Here is a 21,745-nt window from a genome sequence, read left to right as displayed (position 1 = left end):
GGGCTGCGCGGATCATGGCCGCACGAGTCGCGATTCCGTGTGAGGAGAAGCCATGACGCCCGTTCCGCCGCCGTTCGATCCCGAACTCGCCGCCGCACTGGAGCTGATCAAGGACGTGGTCCAGCCCGGGATGGCCCCGGAGGACATCGAGGCCGTCCGTCAGGGGCCGGGCCTCGCGCTGCTGACCGACCTGGACCTGACGGCGGGCGGTGCCTTCGAGGCAGAGGACCGGGCGGTGCCGGGTCCGCAGGGCGCTCCCGACATCTCGCTGCTGATCTGCCGCCCGGCCTCGCCGGCCTCCGACCGGCCGCGTCCGGTCGTCTATCACGTGCACGGCGGCGGCATGGTCATCGGCAACAACCGGGTCGGCGTCGACGTGGCCCTGGACTGGGCGCGCGAGCTGGACATGGTCGTGGTGTCGGTGGAGTACCGGCTGGCGCCGGAGCACCCGCACCCGGCCCCGGTCGAGGACGTGTACGCCGGTCTGCTGTGGACGGCGGAGCACGCCAAGGAGCTGGGCGGGGACCCGGAGCGGATCGTGATCGCCGGGGCCAGCGCGGGCGGCGGCCTCACCGCGGCGCTCGCCCTGCTGCTGCGCGACCGGGGCGGCCCGCGGCCGATCGGCCAGCTGCTGATGTGCCCGATGCTGGACGACCGCAACGACACCGTCTCCGCACACCAGATGGCGGGCCTCGGCGTCTGGGACCGCACGGCCAACGAGACCGGCTGGGGCGCGCTGCTCGGCGAGCAGCGCGGCGGCCCGGACGTCTCCCCGTACGCGGCGCCGGCCCGCGCCGAGGACCTGTCCGGGCTGCCCCCGGCCTTCCTCGACGTCGGCTCCGCCGAGACCTTCCGGGACGAGGCCGTCGCCTACGCCTCCCGGATCTGGCAGGCGGGCGGGATCGCCGAGCTGCACGTCTGGCCGGGCGGCTTCCACGGCTTCGACGGGTTCGCCCCGCAGGCCGCGCTGTCCAGGTCGGCGCGGGCGGCCCACATGGACTGGCTGCGCAGGCTGCTCGCCGAGTGACCCGCCTCGCCCCGGGGTCTCCGGCACAGGCGCCGGGCACCGCCGGCGGGACGGGCGGCGCCCGGCTCTCCTCACCGGCGGACGCGTGCCGCATCATGGCCGTATGAAAGAGCTGGCCGGGCGCCTGACCGCGCTCGATCCGGATGCCGGTGCCGCCGTACGGGTCATCGCCTACTTCGACCGGCTGGCCGAGGCCCGGGCCGGGGTGGAGGCGCTGGTGCGCGGGGCCGCCGTCCTGGCCGGGGTGCCCGCGCGGCTCGTCGACGCCGACCGGCGGGTGCGGGTCCGGGTCGAGGCCGACGGCACCCGCCGGGACTCGGACCTGCCGCCGGAACCGGAGTGGCCGTCCGCCGCGCTGACCCCGGACGGGGCGCCCGCCCTGTGGCTGGAACGCTCGGGTGCGGCGCCCAGCGTGGTCGACGCGGTGATCCTGGAGCGGGCCGCCGGAGCCGCGCGCCTCGTGCTCGACCGTACGCGCGGACGGGCCCCGCTCGACGATCCCGCTCTGGTCGAGACACTGCTGGACGCCACGGCCCCCGAACCGGCCCGCCTGCACGCGGCCCGCCGCCTCGGCCTCGACCCGTCGGCCACCGCCCGCGCCCTCGCCACCCCGGGCGGACGGCCCCGGATCGTCCCGGCGACCGGGGAGGAGCACGGCGCCGCCGGATCCGCGGGCCGGAACGGCGTCGATCGCCCGGCGCGCCTCCCCGCGCCGGCCACGCCGGGCGGGCGGGCGCACACGGTCCCGGAGGGGCCCGCCGAGCCGCCCGGCGTGCGGACCGCCGTGCGGACCGGTGTCGGTCCCGCCGTCCCCGTGCTCGGCCTGCCGAGCTCCTGGAACGCCGCCCGCACCGCGCTGCGGTTCACCGCCGAGGGCACCGCGCAGGACCCCGGCCCCCGGGTGGTGCACGCCGACGAACTCGGCGGGATCGCCCTGCTGGCCGACCTCGTCGCGCCGGGCGCGGAGCCGCCACCGGACGTCCAGGCCGTGGAGGCCGCCGCCGCGGACGCGCCCTGGCTGCTCACCACGCTGTACGCCGTCACCGCGACGGCGAGCCTGCGGGCGGCCGCCGCCGAGGCCAACGTGCACCACTCCACGCTCCAGGACCGGCTGGTCCACGCCGAACACCTGCTGGGCTGGCCGGTGCGCACCCCCCAGGGCCGGCTGCGGCTCCACCTCGCCCTCACGATGCGGCGACTGGCACGGCCGTAGGACGGTCCCGCCGAGGACCAGCCCCTCCCGCGGGCCCGCCTTCAGCACCCGCCCCCCCGGGGCCCGCCTCCAGCGCGCGTACGACTTGGGCTCGGCCGGCCGTACGAGCCGCTGCCGCCCCCGCGCTCCGGCCGTTACGGCGTACGCGGTTCATCCCGCGTTCCGCGCGAGCCGGAACCCCACGTCGTCCACCCGGAACGTCGGGTGGCTACGACGCCGTACGGAGGCGCGGCAGCTCCAGTGCTCGTCGAACCAGCCGCCGCCCCGCAGAACGCGGTAGGAGCCGTAGACCTCCGCGTCGTAGACGTCCCAGCACCACTCCCAGACGTTGCCGAGCATGTCGTACAGGCCCCAGGCGTTGGGGAGTCTGGCGCCGGTCTCGTGGATCCGGTCGCCGGAGTTCTCGCGGTACCAGGCGATGTCGTCCAGCGGGCCGTAGCGCGGGCCATCGGTGCCGGCCCGGCAGGCGTGTTCCCACTCCGCCTCGGTGGGCAGCCGGTATCCGTCCGCCTCGGTGTCCTGGACGACGGTCTCGCCGTCGGGCCGCAGGTCGTACACGGGGGTGCAACCGGCGCGCAGGGACAGGGCGTTGCAGAAGCGCACCGCGTCCCACCAGGACACGTCCGCCACGGGCAGCCGGCCCTCCCCGCCGGCGTCCTCCGGCGCACCGGTGACGTGCGCGTACAGGTCCCGGGTGACGGGGTGGGCCCCGAGCAGGCAGCCCGCCACCTGCACGGTCCAGGAGCGGCGCGTACGCCGGTCCGACAGCGTCACCTCCCCCGGCGGCACGGCGGTCATCCGGTGCTGCGGTCCCCTGTCCATGGTGAAGATGATCTCACCCGCGCGCCCCGGGCGCCGGGGAAAGCACCGTTCGCGGGCGGGCGGCCCGGGGCATGCTCGCTCCCGGGGCACTCGTCACCGTACGGCGCCCCGCAGGGTGTTCGAGGGAACTCGGACCTACCGACCCGACACAGGGGGGAAGATCCGTGGGGTGGATGACCGAGCAGTTCGGGGAGTCCCACGAGGGGATCGCGGGCGCGGTTCTCGCCGGGGGTGACGAACCCAAGCCGGTGTACCTGGACTTCGGCAGCGGCACCGACAGCGGTGCGGAGACCGGTGAATGGTGGGCGTACGACGGCCGGTCGGGCCGCCCGAGGGCCGCCGCCTTCCGCGCGGCGTGCGCGTGCGGCTGGCGGGGCGAGCCGTATCCGATCGACTGGCAGGAGTTGACGGACGGCCGCCGGCCCGACCCGGACACCGGCGACGCCTATCGCGACTGGAGTGAGCACATCCGAGGCGTGGAACGCCGTACCGTGCCCCTTCCCGACGAACTCACCTACCTGATGCACGCGTTGGAGGACCAACTGGCCGCCCTGGCCGATCAGGCCCCGGTCGCCGCCCTCCGGGCCGCCACCGCCCTCCAGCGCCTCACCGCCGACATCGCGCAGGAGGCGGCGTACGCGATCCAGGAGGACGAGGTGCCATGGGACCGGATCGGCACGGCCCTGGGCCTGACCCCGGACCGGGCCGAGTCACTGCTGACGCACTACCTGCTGCGGCAGTAGCGACGGATCCTGCGGCACGGTGTCCCGGCCGGCGGCGACGGTGCCGTGGTCGCGGCCGACGCCGGCAACCGGCCGGCGGACGGCGGAAGCTGCGCGAGCGCGGCTGATCACGCGGTGGCGGCTCCGGGGGGGCGATGGCCGCTGCCGGGACGGGCCGCGAGGGGCGGCTCCCGGACACCCGGGAGGTGCGGAGTCCGCGCATGACCAGCACACATCCCCTGCGGACGCGCTGTGCGCAACCCCGGCGAACACCCGGCGCGCCCCCTGGGAACACACGGCGCGCATCCCCCGCGTGCGCCCCCGCCGCCCCCACCGCTCCCGGCGCCCGGAACAGGCGGCCACGGCGACCGGCCGGCACCCGCGATGGCGACCGGCACCCGCGACGACCGGTCGTCCGCCCCCTCCTCCTCGCCCGCACCGCGCTCAGCCCGCACGCCGTTCGGCCGGTCCCGGCGAGTGCTCCACGCCGGCCGGGGTGAAGTGCCCGTTGCCGGGCACCGGGCCGACCGTACGGCGTGACGGTGTCCTCGCGTGGAGGCCGAAGCGCGGGGTGACCCGCCCGGCTCCCCTCGCCGCCGCGCAGCCGGTACCGGCCCGGCCCCGCTAGGTCCACGCGCCGATGAGCTCCTCGGCGACCCACTGCGCGACCCCGGCGGGGTAGGGCGCCGGGAGCCCGAGGACGATGTGCGGGAATCCCGCGTCGAGGGCCGCGCCGATCGCGCGGCGGGTGTCGCCGGGCCGGTCGTAGGAGACGGGCAGGGGGATCGAGCGGGTGATCGAGGCGGGGTCGCGGCCGATCTCGGCGCAGTGGCGGTCCAGCAGTGCGCCGCGGCGGACGGCCTCGTCGAGGTCGCCGCCCGGGAAGTTCCACAGGTCGGCGTGCTCGGCGACCACGCGCAGCGTCGCGGACGAGCGTCCGCCGATCAGGATCGGCGGGTGGGGCCGCTGGACCGGCTTGGGGTTGCCGAACGCTCCGGTGAGCCGGACGTGGGTGCCGTGGAAGTCGAACGGCGCCTCCTCGGTCCATAGCCGCCGGATCACCGTGCAGGCTTCGGCGAGGCTCTCCACGGCCTCCGCGGTGCCGGTGAAGGGCAGGCCGTGTGCCGCGTACTCACGGCGGGCCGCCGGAAGGCCGGGGCGCGAGCCGACGCCGATGCCGAAGTCGAGCCGTCCGCCGGAGACGACGTCGACGGTCGTGGCGATCTTGGCCAGCATCGCGGGCGGCCGGAAGCGGTTGCTCGTCACCATGACGCCGAGCCGCAGTCGCCGGGTCCGGGCGGCGAGCGCCGAGAGCAGCGTCCAGCCCTCGTAGGCCGGTCCGTCCGGGTCGCCCCCGATCGGCATGAGGTGATCGAACAGCCATGCGTGCTCGATCTCCGGGATCGCGTCCGCGTCGCGCCAGACCCGCAGGACGTCGTGGTGGTCGACCTGCATGGGCGCGGTCATGATCCCGAAACTGGGCTGGGGCGGGTGGGACATGGAGCGGCCGCTCCTTTCGGCGAGGGGTGGTCGTGCGGACCGCGCTGCCAGCGGTCAGCGCCGGCGCAGCGAGGTGTCGAGCAGCGCGGGCGGGGTGTCGTGCTTCTCGTGCGCGGCCAGGTCGGTGCCGGGGGCGACGACGGCGTCGATCGCGTCCAGGACGTCGGCGGAGAGCACGGTGTCGGCGGCGGCGAGCTGCGCGTGCAGGTGGTCGAGCGTGCGGGGGCCGATGAGCGCGCCGGTCACGGCGGGGTGGGCGGTCACGAATCCCAGCGCGAGCTGGATCATCGTCAGACCCGCCTGGTCGGCGACCTCGGCCAGCCGCTCGACGGCGTCCAGCCTGGCCCGGTTGGCGGGGACGGTGAGGTCGAAGCGCTCCGGCATGAACGCCGAGCGGTGGGTGGTGACCTCCCGGCCCGCGCGGACCGCGCCCGACAGCCAGCCCGAGGCCAGCGGGCTCCACACCAGCACACCGAGCCCGTACTGCTCGGTCACGGGCAGCACATGGGCCTCGACGCCCCGCTGCAGGACGGAGTAGCTGGGCTGTTCGGTGACGTAACGGCCGAGGTGGTGCTCGCGGGAGGCCCACTGGGCCTGCACGATGCGATGGGCGGGGAACGTCGAGGAGCCGAAGTAGCGTATCTTTCCGGCGCGTTGCAGATCGGTCAGCGCCGAGAGGGTCTCCTCGTCGTCGGTGCTCGGGTCCCATCGGTGGATCTGGTAGAGGTCGACGTGGTCGACGCCGAGCCGGCGCAGACTGTCGTCCAGCGCGGTGACCAGCCAGCGGCGCGAGCCGCCCCGGTGGTTGCGCTCCCGCCCCATCGGCATGCCCGCCTTGGTGGTCAGCACGATGTCGTCACGGCGGCCGGCGACGGCCTTGCCGACCATCTCCTCCGATTCGCCGTCGCCGTACATGTCGGCGGTGTCGATGAGGTTGATCCCCGCCTCGAGGGCGGTGTCGACGAGGGCGGTGACCTCGTCCTGGGTGGTCCGCCCGATCCTGCCGAAGTTCATCGCGCCGAGCGCGAGGGAGCTGACCTGCACACCGGTGCGGCCCAAGGTGCGGTACTGCATGACCGTGTTCCTCCATTGCGGATGAGGCGTGGCGACATGGCACGACTTGGCCGACGGCCCGCAGCTCTGCCATCATGAGCAAACGGAACGACGTCCCGTTTCGACGATACGGAACAGTGTCCCGTTTATCAAACCTGTCAGGGAGGGAACGCGCGGTGAACGACGGCGACAGTGGCGCGGGGCAGGCGGCACGCCCCAGGAGGGCGGACGCCCGGCGCAACAAGGAGGCCCTGCTGGAGGCGGCCGCCGCGGTCTTCGTCGCGTCGGGCGTGGAGGCGCCGGTGCGCGACATCGCGGCCAGGGCCGGCGTCGGCACGGCCACGATCTACCGCCACTTCCCGACCCGGGCGGACCTCGTCATCGCCGTGTACCGGCACCAGGTCGAAGCCTGCGCCGAGGCCGGACCGGCCCTGCTGGCGAGCGCCCCGACCCCCTATGCCGCACTGGGGCAGTGGATCGGCCTCTTCGCCGACTTCCTGGTCACCAAGCACGGACTCGCCGCCGTGCTGCAGTCCGACAACGCCGGCTTCGAGACCCTGCACACCTACTTCCTCGACCGGCTCGTGCCCGTGTGCGGCGAGCTGCTCGACGCCGCGGCCGCCGCCGGCGAGATCCGCTCCGGCATCCCCGCCTACGCGCTCATGCGCGGCGTCGGGAACCTCTGCATCGGCGCGGAGAACGATCCCCGCTACGACGCACGTCGGCTGATCGAGCTCCTGGTCGCGGGACTGTGCCGGCCGGAATGACCACCGGCCGGCCCAACTGCCCCGGGGAGGAACGGGGATGAAGAGGCATCCGGGTTGAAGGAAGGGACTATGTCCATCATCCTGCCCTCATGTCTCTCACGGCCCCCGTCCCGGACCTGTCCGACCTGCGCGGCTACGCCGTCGACTGGGCGCTGGTGGACGTGGAGACGTCCGGGCTGACGCCGCGCCGCGACCGGGTGCTGTCCGTGGCGGTGGTGACGCTCGGTCCGGACGGGGAGCAGACCGGGGAGTTCTCCACCCTGCTGAACCCCGGCTGCGATCCGGGACCGGTGCATGTGCACGGGCTGACGGCGCAACGGCTGCACGGGGCGCCCACGTTCGACCAGGTGGCCGGGCAGATCGGCGCGATGCTGCAGGACCGGGTGATGGTCGCGCACAACGCGCAGTTCGACTACGACTTCCTCGCGCACGAGTTCGCGCGGGCGGGGCTGTGGCTGCCGGTCTCCCAGCGGCTGTGCACGCTCGCGCTGAACCGGCGGGTCGATCCGCCCGTCGACGACCTCAGGCTCGGCACGCTCGCGGCGCACTACGGCGTCCCGCGGACCAAGGCGCATGACGCGCTCGACGACACACGCGTCCTGGCCGGGGTGCTGCGCGCGTCCCTGCGGGAGGCCGGGCGGCTCGATCTCCCGCTGCCGCTCGTGGCCTGTCCGCCCCGGCAGGACCCGCGGTTCGCGCCCAGACCGGCGAAGACCGCCTGCCCGTTCGTCAACCCCGGCCGGCTCGCGGCGGGCGGTGCGCTGGTGCAGGGCATGAAGGTCGCCGTCACCGGGGAGACCCGGACCGCGCGGGCCGAGCTGGTGGCACGGGCCGCCGCCGCGGGGCTGAACACGGTGACCTCGGTCAGCCGGCACACGAGTGTGCTGGTCGCCAACGACCCCGCCTCCGGCACCGCCAAGGTCCGCCGCGCCCTGGCCGAGGGCGTGCCCGTCGTCGACGAGCACAGCTTCCTGCGCCTGCTGGACGACGTACGCCCGGGAACCCCCCACGAGGGTTCGGCCCCCGCTCCGGCCCCGGCCCCGGCTCCCCCGTCCCCACCGGAAGCCGTACCGGCGTCCTCCCTGGAGGCCGTACCGGCCCCCCGGAAGCCGGCCCCGGCCGACTCCGCCCAGCCCGCCCCGGCCGGACGCCCGGAACCGCGGCCCGAACCGCCCGCACCCCTGCCCGAGTCGGCGCCCCTGCCGGCGTCCGCACCCCCGGAGCCGGCACCCCGACCTTCCGCACCCGCCGCCTCGTCGGCACCCGCCGCGCCGTCCGCACCCGCCCCCCGGCCCGGGTCGCGGACCGAGCCGACCGCGCCCCTCCCCTCACCGGCACCGACCCGGCGCCCCGCGAGGCCGGGCGGGCCGCTGACCGGCCGGCGGGTCCTCGTTCTCGGCGGCACGCATCCCGAAGCCGTCGCCGCCCGCGCCCGGGTCGTCGAGCTCGGCGGGGCGGCCGCGATCAACCTGTCCGCGAGCGTCACCGACGTCGTCCTGCTGGCGGGCGGCGACAGCGACCGCCGCATGTGCCGGATCATCACGCTCGCGCTGCCCACCCGCGCTCCGCAATGGCTCGACGCGCCGGTGGTGGCACACCGGCCGGACGCCGGGGAGCCCCGCACGGCCACCCACGTCCTGCCGCGGGGCGGGGTCGTCGACCTGCCGTACCCGGACGGACCGGCGGCGACCGCCCGGTGGACGGTCACCGCCTCCTGGGCGGCGCAGACGGTGTGCGAGATCGACGTCGTCGCCTTCGTGGTGGACGAGGACGACCAGGTCGCCTTCGACGAGGACTTCGTCTTCTACGGCGCTCCGGAGAACCCCGGCGGGACGGTACGGCTCCACAGCGACGGGCCCACCGAGCAGACCGTCGGCATCGCTCTGGCCACGCTGCCGCCCTCGGCCCGCAAGGTCGTCGTCGCGGCAGCCATCGACGGCACGTCCACCTTCGGCGACGTCGGCGCCATCCAGATCAGCGCCGGCCCCGGCACCAGCGCGGCGCCCCTGGTCCAGGCCACCCTGGACGCCGCCACCACCGAACGCACCCTGCTCCTGGCGGAGATCTACCGCCGCGGCCCGCGCTGGCGCCTGCGGGCCGTCGGCCAGGGCTACGACCACGGCCTGGACGCCCTGGCCCGCGGCTACGGCGTCGACGTCGCCGGCTGACCCGTCCGGCGTACGGGCCGTCAGGCCCAGGCCGTCACCGGCGTGAACGAGCTGTCCTGCCGGAACAGGTCCGTCCCGTCCGACTGCTCCACGCGCAGCTGGTAGTTGTAGTGCCGCAGGTAGTAGCCCGGATAGTTGTACGACTCGAAGCGCACCGAGCCGCTCGTCGTGCCCGTGCGGGCGACGAAGGTGGCGTCCTTGGCGAAGGTCGCCGTGCCGTCGTTCGCGTCGAAGCGGCCGCGGAAGGAGTAGTGGCGCAGGTAGTTGCCGGCGGCGTCCCGGAAGGAGTAGGCGTTCGCGTCGGCGAGTCCCGCCACGACCGTGAAGGTGGACGCCTGCTTCTCCGCGGTGGTGCTGGAGCCGGTGACCACCGGCAGGTTGAGCAGCGAGGACTGCTCCTGCCAGTACCGCGTGGTGTAGTTGGCCGACTGGAAGGAGCGGGTGGCGTTCTTCGTGATGCTCACGCCGCCGGACACCGTCTCCTTGACGACGGTGAAGTGGCGGGCGGTGCCCGAGATGGCCGGCAGGGCCTTGGGCGCGCTCCAGGTGGCGAAGGTGTCGTAGCTGTCGCTGTAGTAGTAGTTGCCGTCGCCGTAGCCGTCGAAGAAGATCCGCCAGGCACCGTTGTCGAGCTGGACCAGGGCCGGGCCCTCGCGGTAGCTGCCCCAGCCGGCCCAGTCGCCGGTCCTGGAGATCGTGTAGGGGCCGGTGAGGCTGGTCGCGGTGGCGTACTCGATGTACTTGGCCGTCTCGTTCTTGGTGAAGGCGTGGTAGGTCGAGCCGATCTTCACGATGAACGTGTCGATGTGGTTCGCCCCGATGCCGGACAGGGCGACCGGTGAACTCCAGGCGGTCAGGGAGGAGTTGGTGGCCTTCAGCAGATACGGCGTGAAGATCCACTCGTCGCTGGTCAGCGAGCAGGACACGATGACGTTGACACTGCCGTCGCTGTCGACGAACCACTCCGGCGCCCAGGCCCGGGAGAGGTTGGTGATCGGGACCGTGTAGTCGTACAGGAACGTCCAGTTGACCCGGTCGGAGCTGCGGGCGAAGCCGATCGTGGCGCTGACGTCCTGCCAGGTGTGCGTGGTGTAGGTCAGGTAGTAGTAGCCGTTGGTGTGCTTGAAGATGCTCGCGTCCCGGATGCGGCCCGCGGGCGGGGTGTACGCGGAGGACTGCACCAGCCGGAAGTCGGTGGCGTCGTCGGACTGGTAGACGTTCACCGTGCCGTCGTTGCTGTTGAGGAACGGCACGATGGTGTAGCGGGTGGCGGAGCCGCTGGGCGGGGCGGCGGCGAGGGCGGTGCCGAGCAGACCGGGCAGCTCGCCGAGGACGAGCGCCGAGGCGGGCAGGACGGCCATCGCACGCAGCAGGGCACGGCGGGAGGGGGAGTCGGCGGGGCGGGGTGAGGTCATGGTCGGCTCTCTTCACTGCGGCTCAGTGGTCCGACATACCGAACAAGGTTCGGAAAGTCGATCAGAAGGTAGGGGTGAGGCAGGGGCACGTCAATGCTTTGCGCAGGAACGGGAGACGCCTGTGGTACCGCTGTGCCGGGCAGCCGATCGCTCCGCCCCCGCGTGCCGTTCCCCCATCGGGCCGCGAGACGTTACCGTTCGGTAGTGGCAGACGACGTCGTCCCGGAGGTGCCCCCGTATGACACCCGACCGTGCCGCCGGCCTCGCCGAGACCGCCCGTGCGCTGGCCGCGGGGGAGGTCTCCTCGCGCACGCTGGTCGAGCGGACCCTGGCCCGGATCGAGGCCACGCAGGGCACCCTCAACGCCTTCCGGATCGTCCGGACCGAGGCCGCGCTCGCCGAAGCCGACGCCGCGGACCGGGAGTTGGCGGCCGGCACACGCAGGCCCCTGCTGGGCGTGCCGGTGGCCGTCAAGGACGACATGGACGTGGCCGGTGAGCCGACCGCCTTCGGCTGCGCGGGCGCCCACCCCGCCGTCGCCCGGGACGGGGAGGCGGTACGGCGGCTGCGCGCGGCCGGGGCCGTCATCGTCGGCAAGACCAACACCTGCGAGCTCGGGCAGTGGCCCTTCACCGAGGGGGCGGCCTTCGGCGCGACCCGCAACCCGTGGAACCCCGAGCACACCCCGGGCGGATCCTCCGGCGGTTCGGCGGCCGCGGTGGCGGCGGGCCTGGTGCCGGCCGCGCTCGGGTCGGACGGCGCCGGTTCGGTCCGCATCCCGGCCTCCTGGACGCATCTCGTCGGCATCAAGCCGCAGCGCGGGCGCGTCTCGACCTGGCCGCGCGGCGAGTCCTTCCAGGGCATCACCGTCAACGGCACCCTCGCCCGGACGGTGGGCGACGCGGCCCTGCTCCTCGACGCGGCGAGCGGCAACCACGACCTCGACCCGCACCGGCCGCCCGCGATCGACGCCTCGGCGGCGGTGGGCCGCGACCCCGGACGGCTGCGGATCGCGCTCGCGCTGAAGCCGCCGTTCACCGCGGTGCCCGCCCGGCTGGCGCCCGAGGTGCGCGCGCGGGTCGTCGAACTCGCCTCGCACCTCGCCGGCCTGGGACACGAGGTCGAGGAGGCCGACCCGCCGTACGGGCAGATCGGGCTCACCTTCGTGCCCCGGGCGACCGCGGGCATCGCCGAATGGGTGGCCGAGGCGCCCTTCCCCGCCCTCCTCGACCCCCGCACCCGGGGCGCCGCCCGGCTGGGCCGGCTGCTCGGCGGGGCACCGCTGCGGGCGGCGCGGCGCGCGGAGGCGGTCCTGCACCGTCGTATCGGCGGTTTCTTCGCGTCGTACGACGTCGTCCTCGCGCCGACCACGGCCGCTCCCCCGCCCCGTATCGGGGCGATGATGAACCTGAGCGGGTTCGCCACCGACCGCGCGATCATCGCGGCCTGTCCCTACGCCTGGCCGTGGAACGTGCTGGGCTGGCCGGGCGTCAACGTGCCCGCCGGCTTCACGCCGGACGGTCTGCCGGTCGGCGCGCAACTGCTCGGCCCGGCGCACAGCGAGCCGCTGCTGCTCTCGCTCGCCGCGCAGTTGGAGGCGGAGCTGCGCTGGCACGAGAAGCGCCCGCCGGAAACGGCCGGTGTGGAAACCCCGGCGGTGTAACGGCGTTCCCGCCCCTACCCTGTGACCATGGACGATACGATGGTCGGGCTCATGGGACGGGTCACCGGAACGGTCGGGCCCGGGCTCGTCGGCGAGGTGATCGTCCGCGTGCGCGGCGGTGCCGAGCACTTTCTCGCCTACCCCGCCTCCGGCACGGAACGCATCGAGCGGGGGACGATGGTCACCGTGGTGGAGTACCTGGCGCCGCGGACCGTCTACGTCTCGGCGGTGTACGGCGGTTGAGGCCGCGCGGGCCCGTGCGGCGCCGTGTGTACCAAGCGGGCAACAGGGGTTCCCCGACGTCTGTACACGGCTCGTGCGCGGGCCCACACTCCGGTTACGTTCGGTGCCCGCGGGCACCCTGCACTGGGGGAGTGCATGCCGATGGATGTCGGTTTCATCGCGGGGTCGGTGGTCGGTGCCGCCCTCGTCCTGATCGGTCTCTTCAAGCTGATGTGGCGTGTCGCGGAGCCCAACGAGGCGCTCATCATCTCCGGTTCGAAGCACCGGCTGGAAGGCCTCGAGGAGGGGATGGGATTCCGCATCGTCACCGGGCGGGGCACGCTCGTGCTGCCCGGTGTCCAGGCGGTCCGCAAGCTCTCGCTCGACCTGAACCAGACGGAACTGCACGTGGACTGCGTGACGCACCAGGGCATTCCGCTGAAGGTGCGGGGCGTGGTCATCTTCAAGGTGGGCGACGACTTCGTGTCGATCGCCAACGCCGCCCGCCGTTTCCTGGACCAGCAGAAGCTGATGGCGGAGCGGGTGCACACCGTGTTCGCCGGTCATCTCCGGGCCATCGTGGGCGGGTTGACGGTCGAGGACATGATCCGCGACCGGGAGAAGCTGACCGGCCAGGCCCGTGCCGCGTGCGGCACCGAGATGGAGAAGCTGGGCCTGATCGTGGACTCGCTGCAGATCCACGAGATCGAGGACCCGACCGGGTACATCAAGAACCTGTCGGCCCCGCACCTGGCGGCCGTACGGCGGGACGCCCGGATCGCGCAGGCGGAGGCCGACCGGTTCGCCACCGAGGCCGAGCAGCAGGCGTTCGCCCGGATGGCCGAGGCCACCCGCGACAGCGAGATCCTCAAGTCCGGTTACCAGGCCGAACAGGACAAGGCCGCCGCCTCGGCGCGGCAGGCCGGGCCGCTCGCCGACGCCGCGGCCCGCCAGGAGGTCGTGGTCCAGGAGACACGGGTCGCCGAACTGGAGGCGCGCCGGCGCGAGCAGCAGCTCCAGGCGGACGTGCGCAAGCCGGCCGACGCCAAGGCGTACGAGAAGCGGACGCTGGCCGAGGCCGAGCGCGACGCCCGGATCTCGGTGGCCGAGGCGAAGGCGGCGGAGACCCGGGCCACGGGTGAGGCGGAGGCCGCCGCGACTCAGGCGAAGGGTCTCGCCAAGGCCGAGGCCAACCGGGCCATGGGACTCGCCGAGGCGGAGGCCATCAAGGCACGGGCCGCCGCCCTCGCCGAGAACCAGGAGGCCGTCGTCGCCCAGCAACTCGCCGAGAAGTGGCCGGAGATCGTCCAGGCCGGCGCGTCCGCGTTCGGCAACGTCGACAACATGGTGCTGCTCAACGGCGCCGACGGCATGGCCGATCTGTTCGCCAAGGCGCTCACCATGGGCGGGACCGGGCTGGGCCTGGCACGGCAGCTGCTGGCGTCCATGAACCAGAACGGGCAGGCCCCGGGCGGACCTCCGTCCGTCAACGGGTCCGCCGCCCCGCCGTCGGAGAAGGTGCCCGTCGAGGACAGGTGAAGGGACGCGGTCACGGAGGCAGCCCTTAAGGTGCCTCCGTGACCGCGTTTACCGATGAGAACGTTCCCGGCCGCTTCGGCCGCACCGCCACCGCCGAGGCCGACCCGCGCGAGGTGGGCCGGGTCCGTACGGAGTACTCGCCCGCGCACGACGGCGACCCGGATCCCGGTGAGATCGTGTGGACCTGGGTGCCCTTCGAGGAGAACGACGGGCGGGGCAAGGACCGCCCGGTGCTCGTCGTGGCCCGGGAGGCGGGCGGCACCTTCCTGGCCGTCCAGCTGTCCAGCAGGCGCCATGACGACGACCGGGACTGGGTGGCCATCGGCAGCGGGCCCTGGGACCGCTCCGGGCGGGACTCCTGGGTGGACGTCGACCGTGTCCTGCGGCTGCACGAGGACGGCATGCGCCGGGAGGCGTGCGCGCTGGACCGGATGCGGTTCAACCTGGTGCGGCACCGGCTGCACGAGCGTTACGGCTGGACCTGAACCCGCCCCGCGCCGAACGCCCGCTCGAAGGCACCCCGCACCTCGCTCCGCGGCGTACGGTCGAGCACCCCGAACACCACGTGCTCGAAGGTCCGCCCGAACCGCGCGCCGGGTGCGAGCAGCGCCCGGAACGCCTCCGCCACCTGCGCGGGGTCGTTGCGGAAGACGCCGCAGCCCCACGCGCCCAGCACCAGCCGCCGGTAGCCGTGCGCGGCGGCCGTCTCCAGGACCCGCTCGGCGCGGATGGCGAGGGCGCGCGGCAGTTCGGACGCCCGCTCGGGCACCGTGCGCAGCACCACGCCCGCGTTCGGCGCGGCGGCGGTGAGGAAGCCGGCGGTGTACGGCTCGTCCAGCAGCCGTCCCCGGTCGTCGCGGAAGACGGGCACGGCCGGTGAGTGGATGACCCGGTCGGTGTAGAACGGGTCGCGGTGGGCGCGGTGGTGCTCGTAGAACCCGCGGGCCCGGAGCAGGCAGGTGTACAGCGCGGAGGCGCGGCACAGGGCCTCCTCCTGGGCCTGCGCGCCGTTCAGGAAGCCGCCGCCGGGGTTGCGGGCCGAGGCGAAGTTGAGCACCGCGACCGGGGTGCCGGCCAGCCGGCGGGCGGCTTCCAGGCTGCTCTCGCCGGTGACCTCGACGGTCGTGGCCCCGCCGGCCGGGGCGGCAGCGGGCGGGTCCGGGACCGGGACCGGTTCCGGTCCGACCGTCCGGGTGCCCGCGCGGGCGGCCTCGACGGCCGCCGCCAGGGACACCTCCCGCCCGTCGGGCGCCCGGTAGGCGCCCGCCGCGACGATCTCCTCCGTCTCGCGGGCGATGCCGCGCAGCCGCGCGCTCATGGCGCCACCCCCGTGCACCCCATGGGCGTCCCGGTCTCCCCCGTCGTCGTGTTCACGCACGCATCGTGAGCGATGGCGGACAGGCGGTGCAACGAGATTTTTCCGGCACCGGGAACACCCGGGGAATTCCGGGCCAACAGCGTGCAAGCGGCACGGATTCGAAGGCCACCTGATCGATACACTCCGATTTGCACCCTTGTGTGTTTCGGGTCGAGGGTCTTGGGTGGGACAGATGTGATGCCGGTCCGGCGGCCCGGATGCCGGTCCGGTGGCATGGTGGAACCTCAGGAGGATCCCGACATGTCCGATTCGGTCAGCGACTGTACCGACAGCCCCACCGACTGTACGGAGCATCGCGACACCCTCTCCGAAGCCGAGGTGGAGGCCCTGGTCAGGGGCATCTGCTTCAAGACCGGCCCGCCCCGGACCGTGGGCGTCGAACTGGAATGGCTGGTTCACGAGCTGTGCGAGCCGCAGCTCCCCGTGACACCCGAACGGCTCGCGGCGGCCTACGCCGCTCTGGAGACCGTGCCCGTGCGGTCGGCGCTCACCGTCGAACCCGGCGGCCAGCTGGAACTCAGCTCGCCGCCCGCCGGCTCCCTGATGGAGTGCGTGGACACCCTCTCCGCCGACCTGGACGCCGTCCGCGCGGTCCTGCGCGAGCACGGCCTCGTCCTCGCCGGCCTCGGCACGGACCCCTGGCACACCCCTCGCCGGTTCCTGCGCGAGCCGCGTTACGACGCCATGGAGGCCTGCCTCGACCGCACCGGCCCGGCCGGCCGCGCCATGATGTGCACCTCGGCCTCCGTGCAGGTCTGCCTGGACGCCGGGTACGAGGAGCCCGGTCCGCTGGGCCACGGGCGGCGCTGGTGGCTCGCGCACACCCTGGGCGCGGTGCTGACGGCGGCCTTCGCCAACTCCCCGCTGCTGCGCGGCGACCCCACCGGCTGGTGCTCCACCCGGCAGCTGCTGTGGATGGAGATCGGCGCCGGCCGCGCGGGCGCCCCCGCCCTGGACGGCGAACCGCGCGACGCCTGGGCCCGGCATGTGCTGGACGCGCCGGTGATGTGCGTACGCCGCGACAGCGGGCCGTGGGACGTGCCCGAGCGGCTGACGTTCCGCGAGTGGACCAGGACGGGGCAGCCCACCCGGGCGGACCTCGACTACCACCTGACCACGCTGTTCCCGCCGGTCAGACCGCGCGGTCACCTGGAGCTGCGCATGATCGACGCACAGCCGGGCGACGACGGCTGGATCGTGCCGGTGGCCGTGACCACGGCGCTGTTCGACGACCCGGAGGCCGCCGAGTCCGCCTACCGCGCCGTCAAGCCCCTCGCCGAGCGGGCACTGCCGCAGCCCGCCCCGCACAATCCGCTGTGGATCGAGGCCGCACGCCACGGCCTGGCCGACCCCGAACTGCACGAGACCGCCGTCGCCTGCTTCACGGCGGCCCTGCAGGCACTCCCCCGGCTCGGCGCCTCCGCCGACGTCGTGGACGCCGTCTCGGCGTACCGGGACCGCTATGTGCTCAAGGGCCGCACCCCCGCCGACGACCAGCTCGACCGCCTGCGCGGCACGGACACCCGCGCGTACGGGAAGGACCTCCGCCCATGACCACCGAGCCCGTCCTGGACGGCGACGCACTGCGCGACCGCGCGCTGACCACCCTCACCACCGCGCGCGAGCGCACCACCCTCCTGACGAGCTGCGTCGAGGACCCCGACCTCACCGCCCAGCACTCCCCGCTGATGTCCCCGCTGGTGTGGGACCTCGCGCACATCGGCAACCAGGAAGAGCTGTGGCTGCTGCGCACGGTGGCCGGCCGGGAGGCGATGCGCCCCGAGATCGACGGCCTGTACGACGCCTTCGAGCACCCGCGCGCCGAGCGGCCCTCACTGCCCCTGCTGCCGCCCCCCGAGGCCCGCCGGTACGCGGCGGAGGTGCGCGGCAGGGTGCTGGACGTGCTGGAGGCGGCCGACTTCCACGGCACCCGGCTCACCGAGGCGGGCTTCGCCTTCGGGATGATCGCCCAGCACGAACAGCAGCACGACGAGACGATGCTGATCACCCATCAGCTCCGCACCGGCCCGCAGGTCCTCACCGCCCCGGATCCGGACCCGGTCCCGCTGTTCACCGGTCCGGCCGAAGTCCTGGTCCCCGGAGGCCCGTTCACGATGGGCACCTCCGCCGAACCATGGGCGCTGGACAACGAACGCCCCGCGCACCAGCGCGAGGTGGCCCCCTTCCACATCGACACCACCCCGGTCACGAACGCCGCCTACCAGGCCTTCATCGACGACGGCGGCTACGACGACGAGCGCTGGTGGACGAAGGAGGGCTGGGACCACATCCGCCGGCACGGCATCCACGCCCCGCTGTTCTGGCACCGCGACGGCGGCCAGTGGCTGCGCCGGCGGTTCGGGATCACCGAGGTCGTGCCGCCCGACGAGCCGGTGCTGCACGTGTGCTGGTACGAGGCCGACGCCTACGCCCGCTGGGCAGGCCGCCGGCTGCCCACCGAGACCGAGTGGGAGAAGGCGGCCCGCTTCGACCCCGCGACCGGCGGCTCGATGCGCTACCCGTGGGGCGACGCCGACCCCGCCCCCGAACACGCCAACCTGGGCCAGCGCCATCTGCGGCCCGCCCCCGCCGGGAGCTACCCGGCCGGTGCGTCCCCGCTCGGGGTACGCCAGTTGATCGGCGACGTGTGGGAGTGGACGGCGAGCGACTTCCTGCCGTACCCCGGCTTCCGGGCCTTCCCGTACAAGGAGTACTCGGAGGTGTTCTTCGGCCCCGAGTACAAGGTGCTGCGCGGCGGTTCGTTCGCGGTGGACCCGGTGGCCTGCCGGGGCACGTTCCGCAACTGGGACTACCCGATCCGGCGGCAGATCTTCTCCGGCTTCCGCACCGCCCGCTCGGGGGCCGTCTGATGTGCCGTCACATCGCCTGTCTCGGGCCGGAGGAACCGCTCGGCCGCGTCCTCGTCGAGCCCCCGCACGGCCTGTACCGCCAGTCGTGGGCGCCCCGCCGGCAGCGTTACGGGACGGTCAACGCCGACGGTTTCGGCGTGGGCTGGTACGCCGAGGGCGACCCGGTGCCGGCCCGGTACCGCCGGGCCGGCCCCGTCTGGGCGGACCTGTCCTTCGCCGACCTGGCGCGGGTGGTGCGCTCCGGAGCGCTGCTGGCCGCCGTACGGGACGCGACGCTGGCCGGGGCCGACGCGGAGGCCGCCGCGGCGCCGTTCGCCACCGGCCCCTGGCTGTTCAGCCACAACGGGGCGGTGACGGGCTGGCCGGCCTCCCTGGAGTCCCTCGCGCACGGCCTGCCCCCGGCCGACCTGCTGTCCATGGAGGCGCGCAACGACTCGGCGTTCGTGTGGGCGCTGGTCCTGGCCCGGCTGCGGGCCGGGGACGGCGAGAGCCAGGCGCTGGCGGACACCGTGCCGGAGGTCGCCGCGGCGGCCCCCGGCTCCCGCCTCAACCTGCTGCTCACCAACGGCCGGACGATCACCGCGACGGCCTGGGGCGACACCCTCTGGTATCTGACGGAGCCCGGCGGCCGCACGGTCGTGGCCTCCGAACCGTACGACGACGATCCGCGCTGGCAGGAGGTTCCGGACCGCACCCTGCTGGTGGCGAGCCGCACCGAGGTGCTGCTCACCCCGCTCAAGGACCCGACCACGGACGCGGCACCCGTACCACCCAAGGAGACCCGCACGTGAGCCCGTTCCAGATCACCCGCACCCTCCCCGAGGACGCCACGGACGCCGCCCTGCGCGCCGACGTCCTCCAGGGCCTCACCACCACCCCGAAGACCCTCCCGCCGAAGTGGTTCTACGACGCCCACGGCAGCGAGCTCTTCGAGCAGATCACCGAACTCCCGGAGTACTACCCGACGCGCGCCGAGCGCGAGATCCTCAGGGACCGCGCCGGTGAGATCGCCGCCGCGGCCCGCGCCCGCACGCTCGTGGAACTCGGCTCCGGCTCCTCGGAGAAGACCCGCCATCTCCTCGACGCGCTGACCGGGCTGCACACCTACGTGCCCGTCGACGTCAGCGACAGCGCCCTCACCCAGGCCGGACAGGCCCTGATCGCCGAGCGGCCGGGACTGGACGTGCACGCCCTCATCGCCGACTTCACCGGCGAACTAGCCCTGCCCGACACTCCCGGCCCGCGCCTGCTGGCGTTCCTCGGCGGCACCATCGGCAATCTGCTGCCGGCCGAGCGCGCGGACTTCCTGGGTTCGCTGCGCGCGCTGCTGGCCCCGGGCGACGCCCTGCTGCTCGGCACGGACCTCGTCAAGGACGAGCGGGTGCTGGTCCGGGCGTACGACGACGCGGCCGGGGTGACGGCCGCGTTCAACAAGAACGTCCTGACCGTGGTCAACCGCGAGCTGGGCGCCGACTTCGATCCCGCCGCCTTCGACCATGTCGCCCTGTGGGACGCGCGCAACGAATGGATCGAGATGCGGTTGCGCTCGCGCACCGGGCAGACCGTGAAGATCCCCGCGCTGGACCTGGCCGTGGACTTCGCCTCCGGCGAGGAACTGCGCACCGAGGTGTCGGCGAAGTTCCGCGAGGAGGGAGTGCGGGCCGAACTGGCCCACGCGGGGCTGGAGCTGACCCACTGGTGGACGGACCGCGCGGGGCGTTTCGCGCTGTCGCTGAGCACCGTGCGCTGAGGCACCGCGCGGGCACCGTCAGCCAGGCGAAGGGCTCGTCGCGGGCGGTGACGTCCGTGCGGGCGCCGGCGCCGGGCCGGCGGGCCTGCCCGGAGCGGCGGGTGACGGATTCGCGGGCCTGACCGGGTTCGCCGGCCGGACGGGGTTCGCCGGCCTGACCGGCTCGGCGGGCCTGACCGGGTTCTCGGGCCTGACCGGGTTGGCGGGGGGCTGCGCCTGCGGACCGGCCGGTGTCTTCGGCGAGCCGTTCGCCGCCTCCGGGGTCCGGGAGCCGACCGGGTCGGCGGCACCGGCTCCGTCCAGGCAGTCGACGAAGGTGACGAAGCCGGGCCGGCCGGCGCCGTCGGTGACGGCGAACTCGGCCTCCGGGTGGTTGCGCAGCAGACACATGTCGTAGCGGGCCACGGGGGGCAGGGAGTCGCGTGCGCCGTCCGTCCGGTACTCGTGGCGGCCGACCAGCTGGCAGGAGTCGTAGCGGATCAGCGGTCCGCGCGGGCCCACGACGTAGCGGTGGGGCCGGGCCTCGGCCGCGAAGTCCTTGAAGGCCTGCCCGGTGTCGTCGCAGTCGCTGAAGTGGACCGTGCCGCTCTTCCACACGCAGTCGATGACCCGCGCGTCGGGGTTGCGCACCTCGAACCGGATGTCCTGGGCGTGGAACCGCTGCACCGAGTCGTGGTGCTGGGCGACGGGGAACCGGAAGAACGTGCTGGTGGTGCCGTACTCCTGGCTCGGCGGCCGGGTGCCGGTGATGATGTACGAGCCGCCCCGGCAGGTGATGGAGCCGCCGTAGGGGAACTCCAGGAAGTTGCCCCACTCGTACTCGACCTTCATGTCCGTGAACCAGTAGTTGAGGAACTGGTCCTGGTCGTTGGGCTGCTGACCGCGGCCGGTGAGGCCCGAGTAGAGGAACGCCCTGCGGTAGGCGCCGCCCACACGGCAGGCCTCCCAGCGCATCTCGGAGTTGGTGTCCGTGCCGTCCAGGGAGACGCCGTACTCCCACTCCCCCATCCACTCGCACTCCGAGAACCGGTAGTCCTGCGCCTGCCCGGTGGAGTAGGAGCTGAGGAAGGAGGCGCCCGGGGTGGCCGAGCGGAACTGGATGCGTTCGAAGGAGAGGTTGGACCAGATGTCCTCGTTGCGGCAGAGGTAGGAGCCCGGGCCGACGGGCGGGCGGAAGACGAGGGTGGTCATCCGCTTGCCCGCGCCGGAGAAGCGCAGCCCGTTGGACGGGCGCAGCGGCGCGGCTCCGTTCAGCAGGGCCCAGGGGCGGGTGATGAGGAACTCGCCGGGCGGGATCTCGATCACGGTGCGGCCGACACCGCGGGAGACCCGGGCGGCGGCGAGCTGGTAGGCGTACTCGAACGCCGCGCTGTCGTCGGCGCGTCCGTCGCCCACCGCTCCGAGGTCACGGACGTTGATGACGCGCGACAGCAGGCCGGCCGAGCCCGGCCCCTGCCCGGGGCCGGCGGGGCCGACCGGTGCGGCGGGGCCGACTCCGGGTCCCGACGCGGCGGACGCGCTGTGGGCGGTGAGGACTGTCGCGCCGATCAGGGTCGCTCCGCCACGCAGAAGCTGCCGACGGCTGACAGGGGACTTCCCGCCTCCCCGTTCTGCCATAATTGCCTTCTTTCCAGCG

Annotated in this window: 19 protein-coding genes; 13 read left to right on the top strand and 6 right to left on the bottom strand. The window is 74.0% G+C overall.

What is annotated here, in order from left to right; all coding sequences use genetic code 11:
* The first annotated feature begins 52 nt into the window (after positions 1 to 52).
* Complete coding sequence (locus tag ACFY2L_RS10255; RefSeq protein WP_390656470.1) at positions 53 to 1,027, top strand: alpha/beta hydrolase; 975 nt, start codon at positions 53 to 55, stop codon at positions 1,025 to 1,027.
* 103 nt (positions 1,028 to 1,130) lie between these two features.
* Positions 1,131 to 2,240 (top strand): helix-turn-helix domain-containing protein, encoded by a 1,110-nt coding sequence (locus ACFY2L_RS10250; RefSeq protein ID WP_390822025.1) that lies wholly within the window; start codon positions 1,131 to 1,133, stop codon positions 2,238 to 2,240.
* A 150-nt stretch (positions 2,241 to 2,390) separates the two neighbouring features.
* Here the strand turns inward: ACFY2L_RS10250 and ACFY2L_RS10245 are convergent, their stop codons facing one another.
* Positions 2,391 to 3,062: a formylglycine-generating enzyme family protein gene (locus tag ACFY2L_RS10245; protein WP_390822024.1), complete on the bottom strand. Its 672-nt coding sequence runs from the start codon at positions 3,060 to 3,062 to the stop codon at positions 2,391 to 2,393.
* A gap of 173 nt (positions 3,063 to 3,235) precedes the next feature.
* On the opposite strand from ACFY2L_RS10245, the gene ACFY2L_RS10240 reads away from it, so the two are divergent.
* The gene (locus ACFY2L_RS10240; protein WP_390822023.1) at positions 3,236 to 3,805 is read left to right on the top strand and encodes a hypothetical protein; all 570 of its coding nucleotides are present in this window, start codon (positions 3,236 to 3,238) and stop codon (positions 3,803 to 3,805) included.
* Between the two features lie 603 nt (positions 3,806 to 4,408).
* Here ACFY2L_RS10240 and ACFY2L_RS10235 read toward each other — a convergent pair.
* Positions 4,409 to 5,284: an LLM class flavin-dependent oxidoreductase gene (locus ACFY2L_RS10235; protein WP_390822022.1), complete on the bottom strand. Its 876-nt coding sequence runs from the start codon at positions 5,282 to 5,284 to the stop codon at positions 4,409 to 4,411.
* A gap of 54 nt (positions 5,285 to 5,338) precedes the next feature.
* Positions 5,339 to 6,358 (bottom strand): aldo/keto reductase, encoded by a 1,020-nt coding sequence (locus ACFY2L_RS10230; protein WP_390822021.1) that lies wholly within the window; start codon positions 6,356 to 6,358, stop codon positions 5,339 to 5,341.
* A gap of 155 nt (positions 6,359 to 6,513) precedes the next feature.
* Between ACFY2L_RS10230 and ACFY2L_RS10225 the strand changes: the two genes are divergently transcribed.
* Together ACFY2L_RS10225 and ACFY2L_RS10220 are read left to right on the top strand one after the other, a co-directional pair.
* A complete protein-coding gene (locus tag ACFY2L_RS10225; RefSeq protein ID WP_390822020.1) occupies positions 6,514 to 7,104 on the top strand; it encodes a TetR/AcrR family transcriptional regulator in 591 nt (196 codons plus the stop codon).
* Between the two features lie 89 nt (positions 7,105 to 7,193).
* Positions 7,194 to 9,272, top strand: a complete 2,079-nt coding sequence (locus ACFY2L_RS10220) for a TerD family protein (RefSeq protein ID WP_390822018.1) — start codon at positions 7,194 to 7,196, stop codon at positions 9,270 to 9,272.
* Positions 9,273 to 9,292: 20 nt separating this feature from the next.
* Here the strand turns inward: ACFY2L_RS10220 and ACFY2L_RS10215 are convergent, their stop codons facing one another.
* Positions 9,293 to 10,687, bottom strand: coding sequence for a glycoside hydrolase family 43 protein (locus tag ACFY2L_RS10215; RefSeq protein ID WP_390822017.1), 1,395 nt, complete (start codon positions 10,685 to 10,687; stop codon positions 9,293 to 9,295).
* A 238-nt stretch (positions 10,688 to 10,925) separates the two neighbouring features.
* Between ACFY2L_RS10215 and ACFY2L_RS10210 the strand changes: the two genes are divergently transcribed.
* The 4 genes from ACFY2L_RS10210 to ACFY2L_RS10195 all read left to right on the top strand — a co-directional run bounded on the left by ACFY2L_RS10210 (position 10,926) and on the right by ACFY2L_RS10195 (position 14,596).
* The gene (locus ACFY2L_RS10210) at positions 10,926 to 12,350 is read left to right on the top strand and encodes an amidase (RefSeq protein WP_390656461.1); all 1,425 of its coding nucleotides are present in this window, start codon (positions 10,926 to 10,928) and stop codon (positions 12,348 to 12,350) included.
* 27 nt (positions 12,351 to 12,377) lie between these two features.
* Complete coding sequence (locus ACFY2L_RS10205; RefSeq protein WP_390656460.1) at positions 12,378 to 12,593, top strand: hypothetical protein; 216 nt, start codon at positions 12,378 to 12,380, stop codon at positions 12,591 to 12,593.
* A gap of 135 nt (positions 12,594 to 12,728) precedes the next feature.
* The gene (locus ACFY2L_RS10200; protein ID WP_390656459.1) at positions 12,729 to 14,111 is read left to right on the top strand and encodes a flotillin family protein; all 1,383 of its coding nucleotides are present in this window, start codon (positions 12,729 to 12,731) and stop codon (positions 14,109 to 14,111) included.
* 38 nt (positions 14,112 to 14,149) lie between these two features.
* The gene (locus ACFY2L_RS10195; protein ID WP_390656458.1) at positions 14,150 to 14,596 is read left to right on the top strand and encodes a type II toxin-antitoxin system PemK/MazF family toxin; all 447 of its coding nucleotides are present in this window, start codon (positions 14,150 to 14,152) and stop codon (positions 14,594 to 14,596) included.
* Here ACFY2L_RS10195 and ACFY2L_RS10190 read toward each other — a convergent pair.
* Entirely contained in the window at positions 14,581 to 15,429 is an 849-nt protein-coding gene (locus tag ACFY2L_RS10190) for a TIGR02452 family protein (RefSeq protein WP_390822016.1), read from the bottom strand. The genes ACFY2L_RS10195 and ACFY2L_RS10190 overlap by 16 nt on opposite strands.
* Before the next feature lie 300 nt (positions 15,430 to 15,729).
* On the opposite strand from ACFY2L_RS10190, the gene egtA reads away from it, so the two are divergent.
* The 4 genes from egtA to egtD are packed head-to-tail and all read left to right on the top strand — an operon-like array spanning position 15,730 to position 20,109.
* The gene (gene egtA / locus ACFY2L_RS10185) at positions 15,730 to 17,043 is read left to right on the top strand and encodes an ergothioneine biosynthesis glutamate--cysteine ligase EgtA (protein WP_390656456.1); all 1,314 of its coding nucleotides are present in this window, start codon (positions 15,730 to 15,732) and stop codon (positions 17,041 to 17,043) included.
* Positions 17,040 to 18,359 (top strand): ergothioneine biosynthesis protein EgtB, encoded by a 1,320-nt coding sequence (egtB, locus tag ACFY2L_RS10180; protein ID WP_390822015.1) that lies wholly within the window; start codon positions 17,040 to 17,042, stop codon positions 18,357 to 18,359. The genes egtA and egtB overlap by 4 nt, the downstream gene beginning before the upstream one ends.
* Entirely contained in the window at positions 18,359 to 19,150 is a 792-nt protein-coding gene (gene egtC / locus ACFY2L_RS10175; RefSeq protein ID WP_390656454.1) for an ergothioneine biosynthesis protein EgtC, read from the top strand. The genes egtB and egtC overlap by 1 nt, the downstream gene beginning before the upstream one ends.
* A complete protein-coding gene (gene egtD, locus ACFY2L_RS10170) occupies positions 19,147 to 20,109 on the top strand; it encodes an L-histidine N(alpha)-methyltransferase (protein WP_390656453.1) in 963 nt (320 codons plus the stop codon). Before egtC ends, egtD begins: the two co-directional genes overlap by 4 nt.
* Positions 20,110 to 20,127: 18 nt before the next feature.
* Here egtD and ACFY2L_RS10165 read toward each other — a convergent pair whose 3' ends face one another.
* A complete protein-coding gene (locus tag ACFY2L_RS10165; protein ID WP_390822014.1) occupies positions 20,128 to 21,726 on the bottom strand; it encodes a glycosyl hydrolase family 28-related protein in 1,599 nt (532 codons plus the stop codon).
* Between the last annotated feature and the right edge of the window lie 19 nt (positions 21,727 to 21,745).

It is taken from the genome of Streptomyces sp. NPDC001381 (genome assembly GCF_042895685.1).
Classification (GTDB): Bacteria; Actinomycetota; Actinomycetes; order Streptomycetales; family Streptomycetaceae; genus Streptomyces.
The sequence above is the reverse complement of the archived record's forward strand: the minus strand, read 5'-3'. Positions and strand labels throughout refer to the sequence as shown.

Bases quoted from the DNA above. Each gene is read 5' to 3' on its own strand.
- ACFY2L_RS10255 (WP_390656470.1), top strand. From the start codon at position 53: ATGACGCCCGTTCCGCCGCCGTTCGATCCCGAACTCGCCGCCGCACTG.
- ACFY2L_RS10250 (WP_390822025.1), top strand. From the start codon at position 1,131: ATGAAAGAGCTGGCCGGGCGCCTGACCGCGCTCGATCCGGATGCCGGT.
- ACFY2L_RS10245 (WP_390822024.1), bottom strand. From the start codon at position 3,062: ATGGACAGGGGACCGCAGCACCGGATGACCGCCGTGCCGCCGGGGGAG.
- ACFY2L_RS10240 (WP_390822023.1), top strand. From the start codon at position 3,236: ATGACCGAGCAGTTCGGGGAGTCCCACGAGGGGATCGCGGGCGCGGTT.
- ACFY2L_RS10235 (WP_390822022.1), bottom strand. From the start codon at position 5,284: ATGTCCCACCCGCCCCAGCCCAGTTTCGGGATCATGACCGCGCCCATG.
- ACFY2L_RS10230 (WP_390822021.1), bottom strand. From the start codon at position 6,358: ATGCAGTACCGCACCTTGGGCCGCACCGGTGTGCAGGTCAGCTCCCTC.
- ACFY2L_RS10220 (WP_390822018.1), top strand. From the start codon at position 7,194: ATGTCTCTCACGGCCCCCGTCCCGGACCTGTCCGACCTGCGCGGCTAC.
- ACFY2L_RS10215 (WP_390822017.1), bottom strand. From the start codon at position 10,687: ATGACCTCACCCCGCCCCGCCGACTCCCCCTCCCGCCGTGCCCTGCTG.
- ACFY2L_RS10210 (WP_390656461.1), top strand. From the start codon at position 10,926: ATGACACCCGACCGTGCCGCCGGCCTCGCCGAGACCGCCCGTGCGCTG.
- ACFY2L_RS10205 (WP_390656460.1), top strand. From the start codon at position 12,378: ATGGACGATACGATGGTCGGGCTCATGGGACGGGTCACCGGAACGGTC.
- ACFY2L_RS10200 (WP_390656459.1), top strand. From the start codon at position 12,729: ATGCCGATGGATGTCGGTTTCATCGCGGGGTCGGTGGTCGGTGCCGCC.
- ACFY2L_RS10190 (WP_390822016.1), bottom strand. From the start codon at position 15,429: ATGAGCGCGCGGCTGCGCGGCATCGCCCGCGAGACGGAGGAGATCGTC.
- egtA (WP_390656456.1), top strand. From the start codon at position 15,730: ATGTCCGATTCGGTCAGCGACTGTACCGACAGCCCCACCGACTGTACG.
- egtB (WP_390822015.1), top strand. From the start codon at position 17,040: ATGACCACCGAGCCCGTCCTGGACGGCGACGCACTGCGCGACCGCGCG.
- egtC (WP_390656454.1), top strand. From the start codon at position 18,359: ATGTGCCGTCACATCGCCTGTCTCGGGCCGGAGGAACCGCTCGGCCGC.
- ACFY2L_RS10165 (WP_390822014.1), bottom strand. From the start codon at position 21,726: ATGGCAGAACGGGGAGGCGGGAAGTCCCCTGTCAGCCGTCGGCAGCTT.